25 protein-coding genes are annotated in these 17482 nt (G+C 42.3%); 9 read left to right on the plus strand and 16 right to left on the minus strand.

The window, feature by feature from the left end; all coding sequences use genetic code 11:
• The first annotated feature begins 105 nt into the window (after window positions 1–105).
• From CE058_RS05465 to CE058_RS05475, 3 genes are all read left to right on the plus strand, one after another.
• Window positions 106–831 carry a MurR/RpiR family transcriptional regulator gene (locus tag CE058_RS05465; RefSeq protein WP_163140895.1) on the plus strand — a complete coding sequence of 242 codons (726 nt, stop codon included), beginning with the start codon at window positions 106–108 and terminating at the stop codon, window positions 829–831.
• Between the two features lie 64 nt (window positions 832–895).
• The gene (locus CE058_RS05470; RefSeq protein WP_163140899.1) at window positions 896–1279 is read left to right on the plus strand and encodes a VOC family protein; all 384 of its coding nucleotides are present in this window, start codon (window positions 896–898) and stop codon (window positions 1277–1279) included.
• 136 nt (window positions 1280–1415) lie between these two features.
• Window positions 1416–2651, plus strand: a complete 1236-nt coding sequence (locus CE058_RS05475) for a Bcr/CflA family efflux MFS transporter (protein WP_163140901.1) — start codon at window positions 1416–1418, stop codon at window positions 2649–2651.
• Between the two features lie 27 nt (window positions 2652–2678).
• Here CE058_RS05475 and CE058_RS05480 read toward each other — a convergent pair whose 3' ends face one another.
• Entirely contained in the window at window positions 2679–3020 is a 342-nt protein-coding gene (locus CE058_RS05480) for an avidin-fold protein (protein ID WP_163140904.1), read from the minus strand.
• A gap of 27 nt (window positions 3021–3047) precedes the next feature.
• Window positions 3048–3590 carry a GNAT family N-acetyltransferase gene (locus CE058_RS05485; protein WP_163140907.1) on the minus strand — a complete coding sequence of 181 codons (543 nt, stop codon included), beginning with the start codon at window positions 3588–3590 and terminating at the stop codon, window positions 3048–3050.
• 144 nt (window positions 3591–3734) lie between these two features.
• On the opposite strand from CE058_RS05485, the gene CE058_RS05490 reads away from it, so the two are divergent.
• Window positions 3735–5144 (plus strand): vWA domain-containing protein, encoded by a 1410-nt coding sequence (locus CE058_RS05490; protein WP_163140910.1) that lies wholly within the window; start codon window positions 3735–3737, stop codon window positions 5142–5144.
• Window positions 5145–5384: 240 nt separating this feature from the next.
• Here the strand turns inward: CE058_RS05490 and CE058_RS05500 are convergent, their stop codons facing one another.
• The 4 genes from CE058_RS05500 to CE058_RS05515 form a co-directional block, all read right to left on the minus strand.
• Window positions 5385–5576, minus strand: coding sequence for a transcription initiation factor TFIIIB (locus tag CE058_RS05500; RefSeq protein ID WP_396021374.1), 192 nt, complete (start codon window positions 5574–5576; stop codon window positions 5385–5387).
• A gap of 95 nt (window positions 5577–5671) precedes the next feature.
• Window positions 5672–6181, minus strand: coding sequence for a hypothetical protein (locus CE058_RS05505; RefSeq protein ID WP_163140919.1), 510 nt, complete (start codon window positions 6179–6181; stop codon window positions 5672–5674).
• Window positions 6178–6651, minus strand: coding sequence for a hypothetical protein (locus CE058_RS05510; protein ID WP_163140922.1), 474 nt, complete (start codon window positions 6649–6651; stop codon window positions 6178–6180). The genes CE058_RS05505 and CE058_RS05510 overlap by 4 nt, the downstream gene beginning before the upstream one ends.
• 428 nt (window positions 6652–7079) lie before the next feature.
• Window positions 7080–8042 (minus strand): LacI family DNA-binding transcriptional regulator, encoded by a 963-nt coding sequence (locus CE058_RS05515; RefSeq protein ID WP_163140925.1) that lies wholly within the window; start codon window positions 8040–8042, stop codon window positions 7080–7082.
• 89 nt (window positions 8043–8131) lie between these two features.
• Between CE058_RS05515 and CE058_RS05520 the strand changes: the two genes are divergently transcribed.
• The 3 genes from CE058_RS05520 (at window position 8132) to CE058_RS05530 (ending at window position 9276) form a co-directional block, all read left to right on the plus strand.
• Window positions 8132–8296 carry a hypothetical protein gene (locus CE058_RS05520; RefSeq protein ID WP_163140928.1) on the plus strand — a complete coding sequence of 55 codons (165 nt, stop codon included), beginning with the start codon at window positions 8132–8134 and terminating at the stop codon, window positions 8294–8296.
• A 79-nt stretch (window positions 8297–8375) separates the two neighbouring features.
• The gene (locus CE058_RS05525) at window positions 8376–8618 is read left to right on the plus strand and encodes a DUF2164 domain-containing protein (RefSeq protein ID WP_163140931.1); all 243 of its coding nucleotides are present in this window, start codon (window positions 8376–8378) and stop codon (window positions 8616–8618) included.
• Window positions 8619–8787: 169 nt separating this feature from the next.
• Entirely contained in the window at window positions 8788–9276 is a 489-nt protein-coding gene (locus CE058_RS05530; protein ID WP_048010768.1) for a J domain-containing protein, read from the plus strand.
• On the opposite strand, the gene CE058_RS05535 is transcribed toward CE058_RS05530, so the two are convergent.
• Together CE058_RS05535 and CE058_RS05540 are read right to left on the minus strand one after the other, a co-directional pair.
• Window positions 9273–9782 (minus strand): GNAT family N-acetyltransferase, encoded by a 510-nt coding sequence (locus tag CE058_RS05535; RefSeq protein ID WP_286167887.1) that lies wholly within the window; start codon window positions 9780–9782, stop codon window positions 9273–9275. The two genes, CE058_RS05530 and CE058_RS05535, sit on opposite strands and share 4 nt — an antisense overlap.
• 16 nt (window positions 9783–9798) lie before the next feature.
• The gene (locus CE058_RS05540; RefSeq protein WP_163140934.1) at window positions 9799–10539 is read right to left on the minus strand and encodes a class I SAM-dependent methyltransferase; all 741 of its coding nucleotides are present in this window, start codon (window positions 10537–10539) and stop codon (window positions 9799–9801) included.
• 154 nt (window positions 10540–10693) lie between these two features.
• Here CE058_RS05540 and CE058_RS05545 point away from each other — a divergent pair, with 154 nt between their 5' ends.
• On the plus strand, window positions 10694–11914 hold the full coding sequence (locus CE058_RS05545; protein WP_163140937.1) for an MFS transporter: 1221 nt from the start codon (window positions 10694–10696) through the stop codon (window positions 11912–11914).
• Between the two features lie 31 nt (window positions 11915–11945).
• Here CE058_RS05545 and CE058_RS05550 read toward each other — a convergent pair whose 3' ends face one another.
• From CE058_RS05550 to CE058_RS05585, 8 genes are all read right to left on the minus strand, one after another.
• Window positions 11946–12272 carry a YnfA family protein gene (locus tag CE058_RS05550; protein WP_163140940.1) on the minus strand — a complete coding sequence of 109 codons (327 nt, stop codon included), beginning with the start codon at window positions 12270–12272 and terminating at the stop codon, window positions 11946–11948.
• 41 nt (window positions 12273–12313) lie between these two features.
• Window positions 12314–13039 (minus strand): MOSC domain-containing protein, encoded by a 726-nt coding sequence (locus tag CE058_RS05555; RefSeq protein ID WP_163140943.1) that lies wholly within the window; start codon window positions 13037–13039, stop codon window positions 12314–12316.
• Between the two features lie 559 nt (window positions 13040–13598).
• Complete coding sequence (locus CE058_RS05560) at window positions 13599–13808, minus strand: DUF2187 family protein (RefSeq protein ID WP_035329457.1); 210 nt, start codon at window positions 13806–13808, stop codon at window positions 13599–13601.
• Window positions 13809–13886: 78 nt separating this feature from the next.
• Window positions 13887–14162 carry a YrhK family protein gene (locus tag CE058_RS05565; RefSeq protein WP_048010765.1) on the minus strand — a complete coding sequence of 92 codons (276 nt, stop codon included), beginning with the start codon at window positions 14160–14162 and terminating at the stop codon, window positions 13887–13889.
• 67 nt (window positions 14163–14229) lie between these two features.
• Window positions 14230–14958 carry a ZIP family metal transporter gene (locus CE058_RS05570; RefSeq protein WP_163140946.1) on the minus strand — a complete coding sequence of 243 codons (729 nt, stop codon included), beginning with the start codon at window positions 14956–14958 and terminating at the stop codon, window positions 14230–14232.
• A gap of 113 nt (window positions 14959–15071) precedes the next feature.
• Window positions 15072–15662 (minus strand): NADPH-dependent FMN reductase, encoded by a 591-nt coding sequence (locus CE058_RS05575; RefSeq protein ID WP_163140949.1) that lies wholly within the window; start codon window positions 15660–15662, stop codon window positions 15072–15074.
• Window positions 15663–15685: 23 nt separating this feature from the next.
• Window positions 15686–16534, minus strand: a complete 849-nt coding sequence (locus CE058_RS05580; RefSeq protein ID WP_163140952.1) for a VOC family protein — start codon at window positions 16532–16534, stop codon at window positions 15686–15688.
• Between the two features lie 17 nt (window positions 16535–16551).
• Window positions 16552–16956 (minus strand): DoxX family protein, encoded by a 405-nt coding sequence (locus tag CE058_RS05585; protein ID WP_163140955.1) that lies wholly within the window; start codon window positions 16954–16956, stop codon window positions 16552–16554.
• A gap of 141 nt (window positions 16957–17097) precedes the next feature.
• On the opposite strand from CE058_RS05585, the gene CE058_RS05590 reads away from it, so the two are divergent.
• On the plus strand, window positions 17098–17409 hold the full coding sequence (locus CE058_RS05590; RefSeq protein ID WP_048010760.1) for a winged helix-turn-helix transcriptional regulator: 312 nt from the start codon (window positions 17098–17100) through the stop codon (window positions 17407–17409).
• The last annotated feature ends 73 nt before the right edge of the window (window positions 17410–17482 follow it).

Consider the following 17482-nt stretch of genomic DNA (forward strand, 5'->3'; position numbering starts at 1 on the left):
GTCTTGTTTAACGGCATTTTGATATTTGTTACATCAAAGTAACATATTGTTTCTACGTGTGATAGAATGAGCCTAACTATTATTTGGCCGGAGGATTACTGAATCATGTTCTCAAACGAAATCATCGCATCTTTCAATGATTTAGAAACATCCATATATCATTACATTTGTCAAAACAAAGAAAAGATCCCATATATGCGGATTCGTGAACTTGCTGATGAAACCCATGTTTCTACTGCTACTATCTTAAGGTTTTGCAGAAAGTTGAATTGTGAGGGTTTCACTGAATTTAAGATAAAGTTTAAATTATATTTACAGGAAAATAAAAAGTCCTCTTTACAAGGTTCCAAGCTATCTATTGTCGAGTTCTTCGAGCGAACGCTAAGGGGTGATTTAGAGGAAAAAATCAGAGAGGCAGCAGAACTAATAAATACGGCAGATAACGTTATCTTTATAGGAATCGGCAGTTCAGGGATACTGGCTGAATACGGAGCCAGATATTTCTCCAGTCTCGGCAAGTTTTCACTGTATATCAAGGATCCCCATTTTCCGATTCATTCGAGTATCCGCAGCAGCAGTGTCACAATTGCCTTATCTGTCTCAGGGGAAACTCCTTTTACAATCACCCATCTTAACCAGCTGAAGCAGGAAGGCAGTAAAATCATCAGCATCACAAACAGCCGGCTTTCAACAATCGCAAAAGTTTCTGATTTAAACATCGCTTATTATGTGACAGAGGAAACGTTTGAACAGTCGAATATTACGACTCAAGTTCCAGTTGTGTACATTTTGGAACCTATAGCCAGGGAAATACACAAGCTAAACCCTTAAATTAAAGGAATTTTTCCTCGTTTGGAGAATATGTAAAATAATCACAATGAAAGCGGTGGATATTATGAAATCAATTGCTTCCCCGATTGCTGGCAAAGTAAACAATGTATTCATTCATGTCAGCGATTTGAAAAAGTCGGCTCAATGGTATAGCAGTCTCCTTGGACTGCCTTTTAATATGGAGGATGTGGAATCTCCGGTATACAACATTCCGGTCACCTCTCAAACCGGACTTACACTGGATGACCACACCTTTGATCCATCCTTCAAATGGACTCCTTCCGGTCACGTTTTATTTAATTTCTTTGCCCGGGATATTGACGAGGCGTACGCTTTTGTTAAAAGTCAGGGAATCCCGATTGTTAGAGAAATTGAACGTATTGGAGATTTTGCTTATTTCAATTTTCAGGACCCGGATGGCAATGTATTGATGATCTGCAATTGCTAATGAAAGAATCTGTGGCTATGTGGCCATGGATTTTTTTATTTACAGCATTCCCCGCTGGACATCCCCCCTTGCCTCGCGTATACTAGCCATATTTATGTAAAAGAGTAACAGCTTCATAGAAAGAAAGGTGTTAAACATGATTCACAATCCTACTGGAAAAGAGCGGCTTGCGCTGGCGTTTCTCCTCAGCATGCTTGGCATATTGGGGCCATTCAATATTGATATGTATTTGCCGGGCTTTCCAGATATCGCTGATGATTTCGGTGCCCGTGCTTCACTTGTTCAGATGAGTCTGACGGCCTGTTTGATTGGACTTGCGGCTGGACAGATAATTGTCGGACCGCTCAGTGATTCGCATGGAAGAAGAAAACCACTACTCATCGGAATCTCTCTCTTTGCCGTATCTTCCCTTTTATGCGCCGTTTCACCCAATATTGCGGCCTTTATTGCAGCCCGCTTTCTGCAGGGATTAACCGCCTCTGCCGGAATCGTCCTGTCACGGGCAGTTGTCCGGGATGTGTTCAGCGGAAAAGAGCTCACGAAGTTTTTTGCCTTGCTTATGGTCATTAATGCAACCGCTCCGATGATTGCGCCCATGACAGGCGGTGCGCTGCTTCTGATTCCTTTCGCAAGCTGGGAATCCATCTTTTATTTTCTAAGCTTTTTGGGATTATTTATTACCATTGTGATCTATTTCCGATTAAAAGAAACCCTTCCTCCAGAAAAAAGGGTCCCAAGCTCCATTGGGAATTCCGTTAAAAGCATGGGGGGACTTTTCAGGGACCGTTCCTTCATCGGGTATGCCCTTATCGTTGGTTTCATACATGGCGGAAGCTTTGCTTATGTATCGGGGACACCCTTTGTCTATCAGGGAATTTATGGTGTATCGCCACAGGTGTTCAGCATCCTGTTTGGCATTAATGGATTGGCCATCATTACGGGGAGTTTCCTGATTGGCCGCCTGGCAGATGTCATTCCAGAAAGAAGCTTGCTCCGGACAGCGGTCTGCATTGCGGTAAGTGCCACTTTGTTCCTATTAATTATGACCATCATTAAAGGGCCGCTATTCATGCTTGTCATTCCGATTTTTATCTATATGACTTCGATGGGGATGATCATCACCAGCTCATTTACATTGGCCATGAAAAATCAGGGGCATCGTGCCGGCAGTGCCAGCGCTGTTATAGGAATGCTTCCTTTAGTGCTGGGGTCAGCTGTTTCCCCATTGGTGAGCATTGATGAAACCACTGCAGTGCCAATGGCTGCCATCTTGTTTATTACATCATTCATCGGCTTTGTTTTTTTCTTCACCTTAACGAAAGAAAAAACAAAAAGAAGCCGACAGAACCTGAAGCTGCATGCGGAGGGATAACTCCCTCCGGCTGGCATGCCGCCTGCTTTATTCTTTTACTTCCTCGATAATCGACTGTCCTTCAGTTCCTTCATCATCCTGCCACTGCCATTTTTCATGCAGCCTGATGCGGCCGTCCGCCAAAATTTCAGGGGTGGAGAGACATTTTCCGCCGCGCAGCTGATTTTTGTTATTCACATGGTTATATCTGAATTCCAAACATCCGTCTTCATTGGCAATTCCAATCAGTGTCCCCTGAATGATCTCTCCCCCGCCATAACTAGCTGATATTATATTTCCATCCTGTTTATAATGAAAAAAAGTCTTTGATGAAACTTCACCATTCTCTGTATTTTGCACAGAAACAAAGGTACGGCCATTGTAATTCATAAGAATATCCTCCTGGTATGTATCGATTTATAAATCCCCTTTTAAAATGGAGTACATATACAAGTCATCAAATTTCCCGTTAGTATATTCATAATGCCTAAGCAGCCCTTCTCTCGTGAAGCCCTGCCTTTCAACCAGCTTCTGGGATGAGAGATTTTTTGGCTCGATCAAAGCTTCTATCCTTTCAAGCCCAAGCTGTTCAAAGCCGAATTGTAAAACCCTCTCAAGGGCTTCATTCGCAATTCCTTTTCCCCAATGCTCCCTGCTTAGTTCATAACCGACTTCACTTCGGTAGTGTTTCGGATTCCTATTCAGGAAACCACAGCTCCCAATGACCTTCCCTGAATCCTTCAGGGTGATGCCCCAGCGGATTCCTGTGCCATTTGTATAAATGGATTTATACCATTCTATTTCTCCAAGCACCTCCTCTGGAGTTTCACAGGCTGAGATTCCCATATGCTTTACAACCAGCTGATCTGACAGGTATACAAACATATCTTTTGCATCTTCTTCAGTTGCTTCTCTTAAAATTAATCTTTCTGTTTCAAGAATCGGAAATGCTTTTTCCAACGGACTGCCTCCTCTGCAAAATATCTATCTTCAACTATACCAAATTGCTGTAAAAAAATCCTATCATATGGAAATTACTTCAAAACCAGCTTTATCCATGTTACACTCTATTATTAGTAAAATATAAACAAAAGGAGAATTTCTGTGAAACGTTATGGTCTATGGCTGCTGTCTGCCGGATTGATTCTTTCCGCGTGCAGCAATGACAAAGAGAAAACAGCCGCTGATTCACCTGTTAAAGAAGAGCAAAAGAAAGAAGAAAAGCAGGTAAGCATTTTAGCAGAGTCTAAGAATATTAATTTAGAGGTCTCTGAAGAAACCCTGCTAAATTTGCCTCCTGGAACCCTAATGGATAACCTTACATACGAAAAAGACATTGAAGCCATTGAAGTTACACCGGAAACTGATCCTGAACTTTTACGGAAGATGACGCCCAAACTGGAAGAGCTGACGAAGGAAGCCAAAGATACAGACTCTATTAAAAAAGGGCTAGTTTCCCTGCTGGCGAGTCCACATTATAAAGACATTATTGAAAAGTCCAATTCCTACAAACCCGATTTTGAAGAACCTTACCTGCCGAATCCCACCAAGTCAGAACCCGGAGAAGAAGAAAAAAAGGCAGCAGAACAGGCCATTATTCTTCTGGATGCCAGTTCATCCATGCTGCTGCAGGCAGACGGCAAAGTGAAAATGGATATCGCTAAAAGCGCCGTCAAGAGTTTTGCCCAGACGATTGGCCAAAGCAGTGATGTATCCCTTGTAGTCTATGGCCATAAAGGCTCTGAAGCAGACGCTGATAAAAAAATTTCCTGCTCTGGTGTTGAGGAAGTCTATCCTATGAGCAAATATTCCAAGAAGGAATTTCACGAAGCTGTTGATTCATTTGAGAGCAAAGGCTGGACGCCTCTTGCCGGCGCCATTCAAAAAGCAGCAGAAATGAGCAGCGGCTATGACGGCGCCACCACGATCTACATTGTTAGCGACGGTGCCGAAACATGTGACGGCGACCCTGTCCAGGCCAGCGAGAACCTTGTGAAAAACAACAGCAGCAATACTGTAAATATCATTGGGTTTGATGTAGACGGCAGGGCCGAGGATCAATTAAAAGCAGTAGCCGAAGCCGGCAACGGGGAGTACTTTAAAGCAGACAGTCCCGACGATCTGAAAGACACCATTCAATACGAGTGGCTTCCGTCTGCCGGTGACCTCGCATGGGCTTTTACAATGGCACCCAGCCCGTGGGAAATGATGGATGAATATAAAATCGGTGAAGTTTATCCCCGCCAATTATTCACAGTCGGCAGGCGTGAATCACACCGAATCCTGGATGCCGTCACCATTATGGGCGATAAGGGCTGGATCACGGATGAGCAGCGATCCGAACTCCGTGAATGGGGCTATGAACGCAGCGGCCAAATGAAGGATCTGTATATGGAGCTGCACGAAAAAAATCGGAATACAGCTGAAACGGAAAGTGATGAAATTAGACAGAGAGTAGACGAATGGGTTGAAAAAATGAAAGCTCTGAAGAAAGAACGCGGGGATATTTGGTGACAAAATTTTTAAGAATGCTCCGGGCGGCATGCTCTGAGCATTCTTTTTTACTCTTTGGGTATGAAAATAAAATTCCTCTTGAGCTCGGCCTCATTAATGGAGATCCGATACGATAAATCTTTTGTCCGCAGTACATATTCTTTAATGCCAATAAATTCAGATTCCGCAATTAAGTAAAAGTGCGTACCCTTTTTTAATCCTTTAAAATGATTCTTTAACTTATATTTTTTCATGATGCTCCTACATTCTATTTTTAAACTTCTCCGGCTTCTTCACATACCCTTCAATGATAAAACCGCAGCTAGTGCAAATAACATATTCAATATCAGAACCGAGACTCATCTTATCCACAGGAAACATGACCCCATATCCCGAATGCTTCCCTTTCCCCAGCTCATTTGATCCGCACTTTGGACAATTTTCTGCTTTCATATTCATTCTCCTTTCCGCTTCTATTAGTAAGTCATACGTTCAGAAGCATGAAAAAGTTTCATGAAAACAGTAATTGCGGCCATACAGATCCGGTACTATTCAGCTGCTGTAAGTGATTCCTTTGATTTGAGCACCTGAATATAAACGCCTGTCAGTGTCTGGGTCAGCAAAAAGATTGGGAAAGAATGCATGAGCTTATACCCTTTTTGCAGGGTTATTATATCTGCAGCTGTTAAAACCCATTGAAAAAAAACACCAAATAATGCCCACACCAATACATACATAATGAACGTTTTTTTGCCGATGTTCAGTTTTTCATAAAGGTAAAAAAAGAAGTAGCCAAATGGGGCAAATAATATATAGTATAAAATATCTGTGACTTCATAATTGTTTAGATCATTAACCTTATAAAAATCTGTTCTGCCTCCGCCTATTGTGAAATCATAAAGGATCCCAACGGCCATGCCCCACAGCAAACTCAGCACTCTGACCTGCTTCGCCAGCCTGTCCGGCCTTCTTATTAGAAGAAAATATATAAGATAGGCAGCAGCAACCATGAGCAACAGATAAAGCTCGTTGCTGCCAAATTCCTTCCACATTTTCATGCTTCATTCACCCCTCTTGTCTTAAGCTGTCCAAAATACTTAAGTAAGAATTGAACCACTAAATGCAAAAGGAATAGATAGATGATTTCATAGCCAATATTCCATTTTTTATAATCCAAAATTCCAAAATACCTGGCAATCATCACAGCAGAAACAAGGAATGCAACGGAAACCCCCACTTTAATAAACTTTGAACCCAGCGAATCCCCTGTCCTTATTAAATTTAATGTGATTGCTAATGTAATTGGAAGTGTTATGCTCCTATGTATTAAAAAAGCGGAATTGTTTAAGATCTGCTGGGAAATATGTGCTACATTCAGCTCTTCATAAACAATCCACGTATAATTAATATGAATGACCATCACCGACAGATAAACAAAGGTATTTTCAATAAAAGTCAGCTTCTTATTCAAAGAAGTAAACAGCACAAGCACCAGCCAGGCCAGAAAAACCAAAAGTACAAACCCCATGTAACATCAGCTCCATATTTTTTTGTTAGTATTTGCAGGGGGAGGGATAGTTATTCTGTTGTGGCACCCTTTAGCTGTTTAGTCGGGGCCTGGTTCTGACTCAAATACTGTGATTTTTGCTATTTGTGTCCGAAGTTGGTTCAGGTTCTGACTCAGACACTGTGATTTCTGCTTTCTGTGTCCGAAGTTGGGTCAGGTTCCGACTCAGATCTCTGGTTTCCGGCGTTCTCTGTCCGAAGTTAGGCCGGGTTCTGACTCAGACACTGTGATTTCTGCTTTCTGTGTCCGAAGTTGGGTCAGGTTCTGACTCACACACTCCGTTTTCTGCTTTATTTGTCCGAAATTGCTCCAGGTTCGGACTCAGAGCTATGGTTTAAGTCTTTATTTGTCCATAGATGCTCCTTATTCTACGCCCGACCCCTGCCATCCTAAACAGTCTGCCGCTCAATCAGCTTCACCGATATTTCCACATGAGTACGGCTTTCACTATCTATCGCTTGAAGCATCAGCTTTTTTCCCATTTCCACCAGAGGGATTTCAAGTGTGGTGATGTGCATAATTTTGGCGATTGGCTGGTTATCAAATCCCATAATCGCGAGATCCCCTGGAATGCGAATCCCTTTTTCTCTGCAGGATGTGACGATTCCGGCAGCAGCAAAATCACTTGTTACCAGCAGTGCACTTGGGGGATTATCCATGTTCAATAACCGCTGAACCACTTCCTCGCCATGCTCAAAATTCAGACACTCATAAAAGATATAGTCTTCTTTATAAGACTCCCCAATCCGCCTTACAAAATCTTCGTAGGCTTTTCCGCGCTGCCTGCTGTTGGCGCCGGACCTTCTTCCTATGCAATATCCTATTTTCTGATGCCCTTTATTATGTAAATACTCTAAAGCATTAGTGAATGTCATGTAATGATCGATAAAGGTTGAGGACACACCCTGATTCCTTGCATCCTCACAAAGGACGATGGGGCCATACTCGGTAAACTGGCTGATGACCTCCCAGCCGCAGATTCTTGAACAAATGATTAAGGAATCAATTTGCTTATGCTGCAGCATTTTCAGAGCCTCAATTTCCCTCTCTTCCTCGTAATTCGTCTGAAAAAGAACTAGTTTATAGTTGTTTTTCATGGCTTCATTGGCAATCCCTTCTACCAGCAGACCGAAATAAGGATGATTGGTAAAAGGAACAACCACTCCAATAAGAAGGGTCTCCCCTTTGCTCAAATGAACAGCATTGATATTCCGCTGATAATTAAATTCCTCCATCGCCTGCAGTACCGCTTCCCGCTTATCCTCCCTCACATAGGGATGATTATTGAGCACCCTCGAAACGGTTGTTACTGACACTCCCGCTCTTTTAGCGATATCTTTAATATTTGCCATAAACCCACCTGTTTTTTTCACGTTTTTTCTTGCTATGAAATGCGTTTCATAAATTAAGCTTTTCTTAACAACTAAAGGAGGTTTCCTTCATGTTCATTCTATCTGGAATATTCTATCTGGTTTTATTATGCAGTTCTATTCTTGCCCTGTCATCTATTCCTATTTCCCTCTATCCGAAAAAGAAAGCAAACAAGAACACTTATGCAAAAGATTACTACAGCTCTTTATTTGATGTCTACGGGGATGACGCATAACCGGCAAAATACCACCCTCCCATTTTTTAAAATTTCCGTGTATAGTAGCATGTATCCCAACCCGAAAGGAAGACATGCTATGTTTATTAAAATAACAAAAGAGCAGCAGCAAAAGATGATAGAGGACATCCAGATTTTCTTTTCCGAGGAGAGAGATGAAGATCTATCTGAGTTCTCTGCGGAAAGAGTATTGGATTTTGTTAAGGAGTCTTTGGCCACGCATTTCTACAATGCAGCAATCGCTGATGTAAAACATGTGGTGGAACAGCAATATGCTTCAATGGAGGATGAAATCCTGACGCTCGAGCGTCCCATAAAGTAGATTTCAGCAAAGGAATCACCTATTCATGGGTGATTCTATTTCATTTAGCAGAAACAATCATGTAAATAAACTTTAATACTATGTTAACCTCCTGTCATTTTTCTGAAAGTGATCAGTGATATGATTATTTTGACTGCTGTATAGATTTTATAGAGAGCGAGCAAGAAAAATGAACATTACTGATGCTGTAGGGCAATTGCATAAATCTGGAATAAAGGCGAATAGTGAAGACGTTGAGCGCTGGATTGAAGAAGGAAAAATAAAAGCGGAACGAAGCGCGAGGAGGCAAGTCAGCTACTCCATAAAGATGAAGGATCTCGCTGATTTCATCATTCAGGAAAAAGAAGTGCTGTATCGCCAAAAGCTCGAAGGAGTCCTGCTTCAGGTTAAAGACCTGAAAGGGCAAATCGAAATCCTGAATACCCGTGTCCAAATAGAGGAATCAAAGGTGAAATCCTTGAAGAAAATGATTCAGGCACAAAAACTGATTGTTGATGAAGAAATTAAGCCGGCAAAGCTTTTGGACCTGAAGCCTGATGAGGATCTGCAAATAGTCAGAAAAGAATTCAAAAAGCTATTAAAAGCCCTCCATCCAGACCGCGGTGGAGATGAAAGACTTTTCAAGGTGTTTAATGAACATTATAAAAACATCTTTTAACCATTGGAAATCGAGTATACATACATCTTATTTCCCGCTTTATGGAAGGTTTTTTCCTTTTTCATGCCCGCTTTCTCTGCAACACGGATAGATGCGAGATTATGAACGTTAATAATGGAAACCAGCTTTCTGTTGTTTAAGCTGGTAAACCCATACTCTTTACAGGCTAGTGCCGCTTCCGTGGCATAGCCTTTTCCCCATTCACGCATGGCAGACAAGTAGCCGATCTCCATTTCAGTAACTCCGCCTGTATCCTGCGGGGTAATCCCGCACTGCCCCAAAGACCTGCCTGAAGCTTTCTCTTCCGCAATCCAAAGGCCCACCCCATATGTCCGATAATTACGCAGCGTCCAGCTGATCCAATCTTCAGCCTGCTCTTTTGTTTTTGTGGAGCGATAAAATCTCATGGCCACCGGGTCTGAAAAGATTTCCTTCAAAAAAGGCAGATCAGTTCTTTTCATTTTTCTTAAAATCAATCTGTCTGTTTTTAAGACAGTATTGGTCACTCTTATCCCCCTTCCATTATTTCGCACATTCATAAACCGGAAAAGATTGTCCATCTCCATACCCATCTCTAACTTCATGAACTGCGATTTTATTAAATCCGCTGCTTTTGAGCACTTTCTCGAATTCACCCGGTTCATAGAGACGTATAGGAAAGTCCATCATCTCTGTTTTTTCCGTGATCCCCTTTCGAATGGCTTCATACTTCAGCTTGATCTGAAGGATTTTCGTTTCTTCCTCATATGCTATTTTTCTGTATTCTATAATGGACTGTCCGCCAAACTCTTTCCTGTTCGTTTCCACCCATTCGGAAACCTCTTCTATCTCATGGTCTTTTTCCACAATAGTGAGTAACATTTTTCCTTTTTCATTGAGGGCATTCTTAAGATTCTTTAGACTTTTATGTACCAGGGAATCAGGCAAAAGCGAAAAAGAACCATAAGGAATCATAATTAAATCATATTGTTTTTCACTTTTAAATTCTTCTATTTTCTCTAGAAATATAGCGGGCTTTAAGTTTAATGCAGCAGCTTTTTCTCTGCACACCTTCAGCATGTCTTCTGAGATATCAAAGCCATCGACCTCAATTCCATTCTGCATGAAAGGAATGAGCATTCGGCCATTGCCGCACATCGGCTCCAATACTTTCATTTCACGGTCTTTTATATATGACAGGTAGAAACTCAATTCTGCACCTTCAGCCATTGATTTATCACTCTCATACATTTTTGCGCAAAGTTCACCGTAATAGGCAATCATCCATATCCCCCTGCTTTCGCTTTCTATGTCACACTTATTCAACATCACTATGAGAATATCCTTTTTAGCATAAATCTGAAATTTCGTATTGCGAATTAAATTCAAAATCTTTAAAATAAAACAGAAACCATTTTTGAAAGCCAGGGAGACACACATGAACCGCAAAATTTTTCTGTATGTAAAAGCCTTTTCTGATCTGGGCACGTTCATGGACTTGATTGCCATTAATGTGCTCATGTATGTGGCCACCGGAAGCTCTGCCTGGCTTGCTGCCACAATGGCCTTCAGGACACTTGGGGGCGTTTTATCCAGCCTTTTCTCAGGGATTCTCGCCGACCGATATGACCGGCGGAAAATAATGATTTGGACGGATGTTTTCCGGGCCGTTATCATTCTATGCTTAATTCCGTTTCCCAACCCCATCATGATTCTCATTGTCTGCTTCTTTATTGGTTTGACGTCTAGCTTTTTTGCGGTAAGCTACAGCGCAGAAATTCCACAGATTTTTGGGCAGGATAAAGTGCTGGAGACAAATGCTTTAATTTCCAGGCTAACGTCTGTCAGCCTGGTGTTTGGCTTTATCGGGGCTGGAGTCATCACTGATTTCCTTGGCTATGAGGTCACTTTAATCCTTGATGCCGCCACCTACTTTATTTCGGCATTGGTTTTGGTAAAAATGAAGTGGCAAACATCTGAACCGGCCTTGAAAGAAGGAATCAGCAGCGGCTTTAAGGAAAAGCTGGCCGGGATTGGCCGGGATTTGAAGGAAGTTTATTCATTTATCTTACTTAAACCAATGCTGCTGCTTGTCAATATTGTCTTTCTTATCGGGGCATTTGCAGGAGCTTCGCATAATTTAGGGATTCCGCTGCTGGCAGAAGAGATCGACAGCAGCAAACAAAGCTTCTATTACGGATTAATATGGGGGGTATGGGGGATCGGTTCCGTACTGGCAACTATCATTCTGCCAAGATTGAAAAGCCTTCAGGGGAACCGCCTTTATTTTGCCTGCTTCACAGCAGCCATGCTAATGTCCGCAGGATTTATCATCTTCCTGTCCAATACGGTCTTAGCTGTCATTCTGCCGTTTGCCTTTTTAACCGGTATTTTTGATGCGTGCTTCACGACTCTGCATGCCACCATCCTGCAAAAGACAGACAACCACATCAGAGGCAGGATTTTTGGAGTCGGCATGCTTTTAAAATCATTGGGTTTTGCCCTAGGGTTTGTTGCCGCGCCGCTTTTACTGGAAGTTTTATCGTTGGCTAAAATGGTCTGGGTTTTTCATGGGACCTTAATTTCCGCAAGTATTTTCGTCCTCATTTTTGCTGCAGGTATGCAGAAAAAGGGGAAGAGATTGAGTCAAAGTGCTTGAAAATAGCCCAGTTCATGAACTGGGCTCATTTTTATTGACGAGGTGCAAACAGGATGACAGATGCCCCTATTAGGCAAATCCCTGCACCAAGCCAATCATAAAAATCAGGTGTTTTTTTATCTATACCCCATCCCCATAAAATGGACAGAATGATAAACACACCTCCATATGCAGCATACACTCTCCCAAAAGACGGGAAGGCCTGAAATGCTGCAATAACACCGTATAATGCCAGATTCAATCCGCCCGCGATTCCCCATGAAAGAGGCTTTCCTTCGCGTATCCATTGCCAGATTAAATACCCTCCGCCAATTTCGGCTAAACCGGCCAGTATAAATAAAATAATAGCCTGAAACATCTTTTCACTCCCGGAAACATTTGTTTCTAGTTTACATGTTCTCACTCAAAAAGGTAAACCTTATCCCCTGATGCGATCTCACCTGTTTTCAGGACGGAGCAATACACACCGAAGTGATTATTCCTTTTACTGATCACCTTTTTATGGAGGCTTGGATCCCTTTCCCCGCTTTCAGGATCTACTGTAATAATCATGCATCGTTCACAATGCCGCTTAACTTTCAGCTCCACATTTCCTATCTTCATCGTCTTCCCAAACCACTGTTCCTCCATAAAGGGTTCATTTTTCACCAGGGAAATCATAAGATTCGGACGAAACCGCTGGAAGTCCAGCTTCTCTTTTCCCCATAGCTCTTTCATTTTCTTTAGGGAAGTATCTGTTACCACTAAAATATTTTCTTCTTCAATTGCCCCTTCTGGAACATGTATAGGACTGTATTGCACCGGAGTAATTTTTGTGGAAGAATGTTCTTCTATTTCTTTAATCAATTGTTCATCATCCCAGGGGACCTGTTTTCTGTCCGGAGCTGTAATTCTAACAGGCGGATATTTGTCCTTATTTTCCACACCCATAAACTCTGCTTTATACCGCACCATTTCTGGAAATTGAGTAATCGTCAAGTATTTACCTGGCCTGGACTCATCCAGATAGGCATGACTGCGATCCCCATACAGTCCATAATTCATTACATTCGTTTTATTCACGCTTTCCCCATGAAAGCTTTTTACCGGATAGCGGACAATCTCCCTTATATGTCCAATCAGCATTTTCACTCCCCCATTCAATAATAAAAGCGCAAGCGCCTTGCTCACGAAGGAACGCAGACTAAGATCGCCACGTCCTGTGGCAACGTCTGCATGACCCGCATCCTGCGGGCCTCAAGCACAAGACGAGCCTCCCGGAAAGGCGTTCTTTGCCTTTTTGGGAGGCTTGTCCGAAATGTGGAGGCGACTGCTTAGGGACGACAAGCATAAGACGAGCCGTGCAAGAAGGTGTTCTTTCCTTCTGGAAGGGATTGGCTTATGTCACGAGTCCCTAGGAGCCGAAACAAGACAAGCTTGTGACCTCGAGGGGGGTAGGCGCTGAAGCTAGACGTAGATAAATTCATCCACAAAGGTATAAACCTATCGCGATTATATAATTCCTAAAAAGTAAAAAAATCCATGACAGCATTTTCGTCTATCATGGAAATCCTATTACTGCGGCCGTTTTGTTTGCCGCTTGGCTTTTTCATCCCTGTCTAAACTAATAATTTTTTCCCGGACATCTGGAGGTATGGAGGCAGAAGTCCGTTTCGACTTAGGTTTCATTCCTGTACCTCCCCCATTATTTAACGACTTTGTAGCGTTTATGGCTGATCACCGTTTTAATGGGCTCATCCTTTTTCGGATTGACCCCAAGCTCTACAATGACTGAGTTATCCCGGACCACGACTACTCTGCCTTTTTTCCCTTTTTCAGATCCGCTTATGATGCTAATCGTATCGCCAACATCCGCTTTCTTTCCACTGCTTACCTTATCTGTTTCTTCAGCCATCTCGATTCTCCTTTAAAAATAAATATATTTTTAACTATGTCGCTAGTATTGCCGTTTTGGCGTTCTGCAAAACCCGTTTTATTTTCGTGATATCTTATTAATATGAAGATCCTTCAATAAATTTAAGCCTGCACGGATGATCATCATGATACTTCCAGCAAGGAAAAACGAGATGGAAACCGTCTGGCTGACATCTGTCAAAAATAGTATACTTCCGATTAAATAAAGAACACCGAGGAGCATGTCATTTACAAATGAAACAGCCTGATATCGCTTTTCAATGACCATTTTGTAGCTGCCGATCTCAATATGCACATCTTCCTGCTGTTCCCTAACAATATTTTTTATCTTCATGAATAACACCCCCTGCTTTGCCTTTTCCACATGAGGTGCCAAACATTCATGATTTTTCGAAAAGATGTTAAGAAAAATAATCCAGGACCAATGAAGCCAGCAAGCCGATCGCTGCAATAAATCCGGTCACCGGACCGCTGTCCTCAAAGGCTTCAGGCATCATCGTGGATGCAACCATGGCAATAATCGCACCTCCGGCAAATCCGGCAATCCCTGACAGCACCTCTTCTGAAGCTCCATCCAAAAATATGTACCCAGCCATTGATGCCATTCCCGAAATGACAAATACCGAACTCCAAAGGAGAATGATTTTCTTTTTTGAGTAACCGCTTTTTTTCATACCTGAAGTACTTGAAAGCCCCTCAGGAAAGTTGCTGATAAAAATGGCGGTGACTAAAAGAAAGCTGACCGAATCTGCTTCAAGCAGGCTTGTTCCGATCATGATCGATTCTGGTATGGCATCCATAATGGTTCCCGCGAAAAGCACAATTCCGCTGCTGGCTGCTGCTTTATGGCCGGACCTTTTCCTGTGCTGTGCCCCTTTTTTGGAAATCATTATATCGAAGAGGGTAAAGGTAACAGCCCCCGCCATAAATCCAATGCCGGTCGGCAATAACCCGCCGTTATGGACAGACTCCCCAAGAAGCTCAAATGAGGCTGCACCAATCAGGACACCTGTACCGAATGCCATAATGTACCCGATTAATTTCTTCCGGATGGGCAGAAACATGGCTGCCAATGCCCCTAGCAGGACCGCTGACCCTGAAACTGCGCCCCAAAATGCAGCATTCCACACCAGGACCACTCCCTTCTCGTTGGATTGTTTAATTATTTCCTTTTTATCCGCCCTAAAAACCACTATTCAGAATAAGATTAAAAAAGCAGAACCTCGAGGGTTCTGCTTTTGCGCTATCTAATGTTTTTTAATGCACCACTCCAGGATATCACCTGGTCAATCATTGCGTTCACATTATCGAGATGAAGATCTTGAGGTTTAAATACTGTACCATTTTCAAAATCAGTAAATAAAGACAATGTTGGATGCACGCGCACATCAGCAATCATTAATTCACCCATGATTCCTCGCAGATGTTCAGCAGCTCTCGCACCGCCGGTTGACCCATAGCTTACAATTCCTGCAGCTTTATTGTTCCACGGTTCACGGGCCAGATCAAGTGCATTTTTTAAGGCCCCTGTAATACTGTGGTTATATTCCTGAACAATGAAAATGAATCCATCCAGGCTACTAAGCTTCTCATTCCATGCAGCAATTCCTGGCGAATCCGCTTCACCTAAGAATGGCAACTTGAAATCAGCGATATCTATAATCTCATATTCGGCATCACCGCGTTTATCGGCAATCTCTTTTACCCATGAACCGACCTGAGGGCTAACTCTCCCCTGACGTGTGCTTCCTAAGATTATTCCAATATTTAATTTCTCGCTCATTGTTTGTTCCTCCTTAGATATTCTCCCAAATAATTGATTAAAAAAACCCATCCCTCACACCACCTGATGATAATTTATACTCCTAAAATAATTCGATTCCCTGAAGGGTCTTCCGTAATTACCTGATTATTTTCAACTGCTGCCGCCGCGCCCAGTTTTTTCAAATTTTCCACTGCCTGATTTATAGCTGCTTCATTTTCAAAAATGAGCTTGAAGGATTGGAGTCCGGCACTATTCTCTGAAGGCTGCGGAGCTCCCACTCCATTCCAAGTATTCAAACCAATATGATGATGGTATTTTCCGCTTGAAATGAATAATGCCTGTGTGCCATATCGGCAGACCGCTTCAAATCCCAGTCCCTCTGTATAGAATTTTTCAGTATTAGCCAGTTCAGCCACATGTAAATGAATATGCCCCATGACTGTGCCGGCGGGCAAGCCCTTCCAGGACTGCTGCTGACCAATGGACAGCAGGTCAGGAAAATCCAGCGGATCGACGGTCATCATAACTTCCCCATTTTTCCAAGTCCAATCGGAAGGACTGCGGTCAATGTAAATTTCTATTCCATTGCCATCTGGATCAGATAAGTAAAGTGCTTCACTGACAAGATGGTCGGATGATCCAAATTGCAGCCCGATCTCGACGAAATGACGCACTATTTTAGCCAAATCGGAGCGTTTTGGAAGCAGCAGAGCGAAATGATATAAACCAGTTGTTCTTCCCATCTTGGGTTCAGCGTTTTCAGGCTGTTCGATGGTAAGCAATGGTGTTTTGCCATCAGCAGTCAGTTCGGCCGTTCTATCTGTTTTTGATAACACTTTAAATCCGGTTACGTCTTGATAGAACGCCAGGGACCGTTCCAGATCCTGAACTTTTATATGGACCTGCGCAACAAAGGTTATCGGTTTTTGGTGAAAGTTCATGTTAATTTCTCCTCCCATTAATTTGCTTTAGATTGTATTAGCTTGCTATCAAGAGACAGTGGTGATTCCTTCGCTAAAACAAAATAGATTGATGCTGCAAGCAGGATTAAATCTAATTCATAGCCGGCCATTTGACCATTTCCAAGCAGACCTAGAGGCAGCTTAGCGGTAAAGATTGCTCCGAGCATGATAACAGCAAATAATACAGAAACTAGTTTTGTGCCGATTCCCAATATAAGCGCTATGCCTCCTGCCAGCTCGATAACGGCAACAATATAAGCCATAAAGCCAGGAATGCCGATACTATCGAAGAAACCAGCGGTATTGCTGATGCCTCCCTGAAATTTTGATAAACCATGAATAAAGAAAATAAATCCTAAAATAGCACGCAGAATGAAATGGCCTAATTCGTTTTTGTTCATGTTTTTTCCTCCTTGGTTAGTTACTTACTTTATGTAAGTTAGTATATTATTTATATTTAGTGTCGTCAAGTAATTATTTTATTATTAGTTATTTAATTATTTTTGGTTTATGATTATAATAATAAACAAGGAGTGATACGGATGGAGAAATCACTAATTTGCCCAAGATTTGAAAAAGCCATTGGCATACTGAGCCAGCGCTGGACCGGATTAATCATCTATCAATTACTTAACGGCCCACAGCGTTTCTGCAGCATCGAATCTTCTATCGGGATTAGCGGCAAAGTTCTTTCAGACCGGCTAAAGGACCTGGAAAATGAGGGAGTCGTAAAACGCAATGTCTTCCCTGAAACTCCTGTAAGAATTGAATATTCCCTAACAGAAAAAGGCCTTGCCATGGAGCCGTTAATGAAAGAAATAGAAAAATGGTCACAGACCTGGTTAGAAGCATAAAAAAGAGTCTTCCCGCTTGGGGAAGACTCTTTTTTTGCGTTATCATTTTGGTGACGGGTTTTGATTGGGTCGG

Source organism: Bacillus sp. 22-7 (assembly GCF_010628845.1).
GTDB lineage: Bacteria > Bacillota > Bacilli > Bacillales > Cytobacillaceae > Cytobacillus > Cytobacillus firmus_B.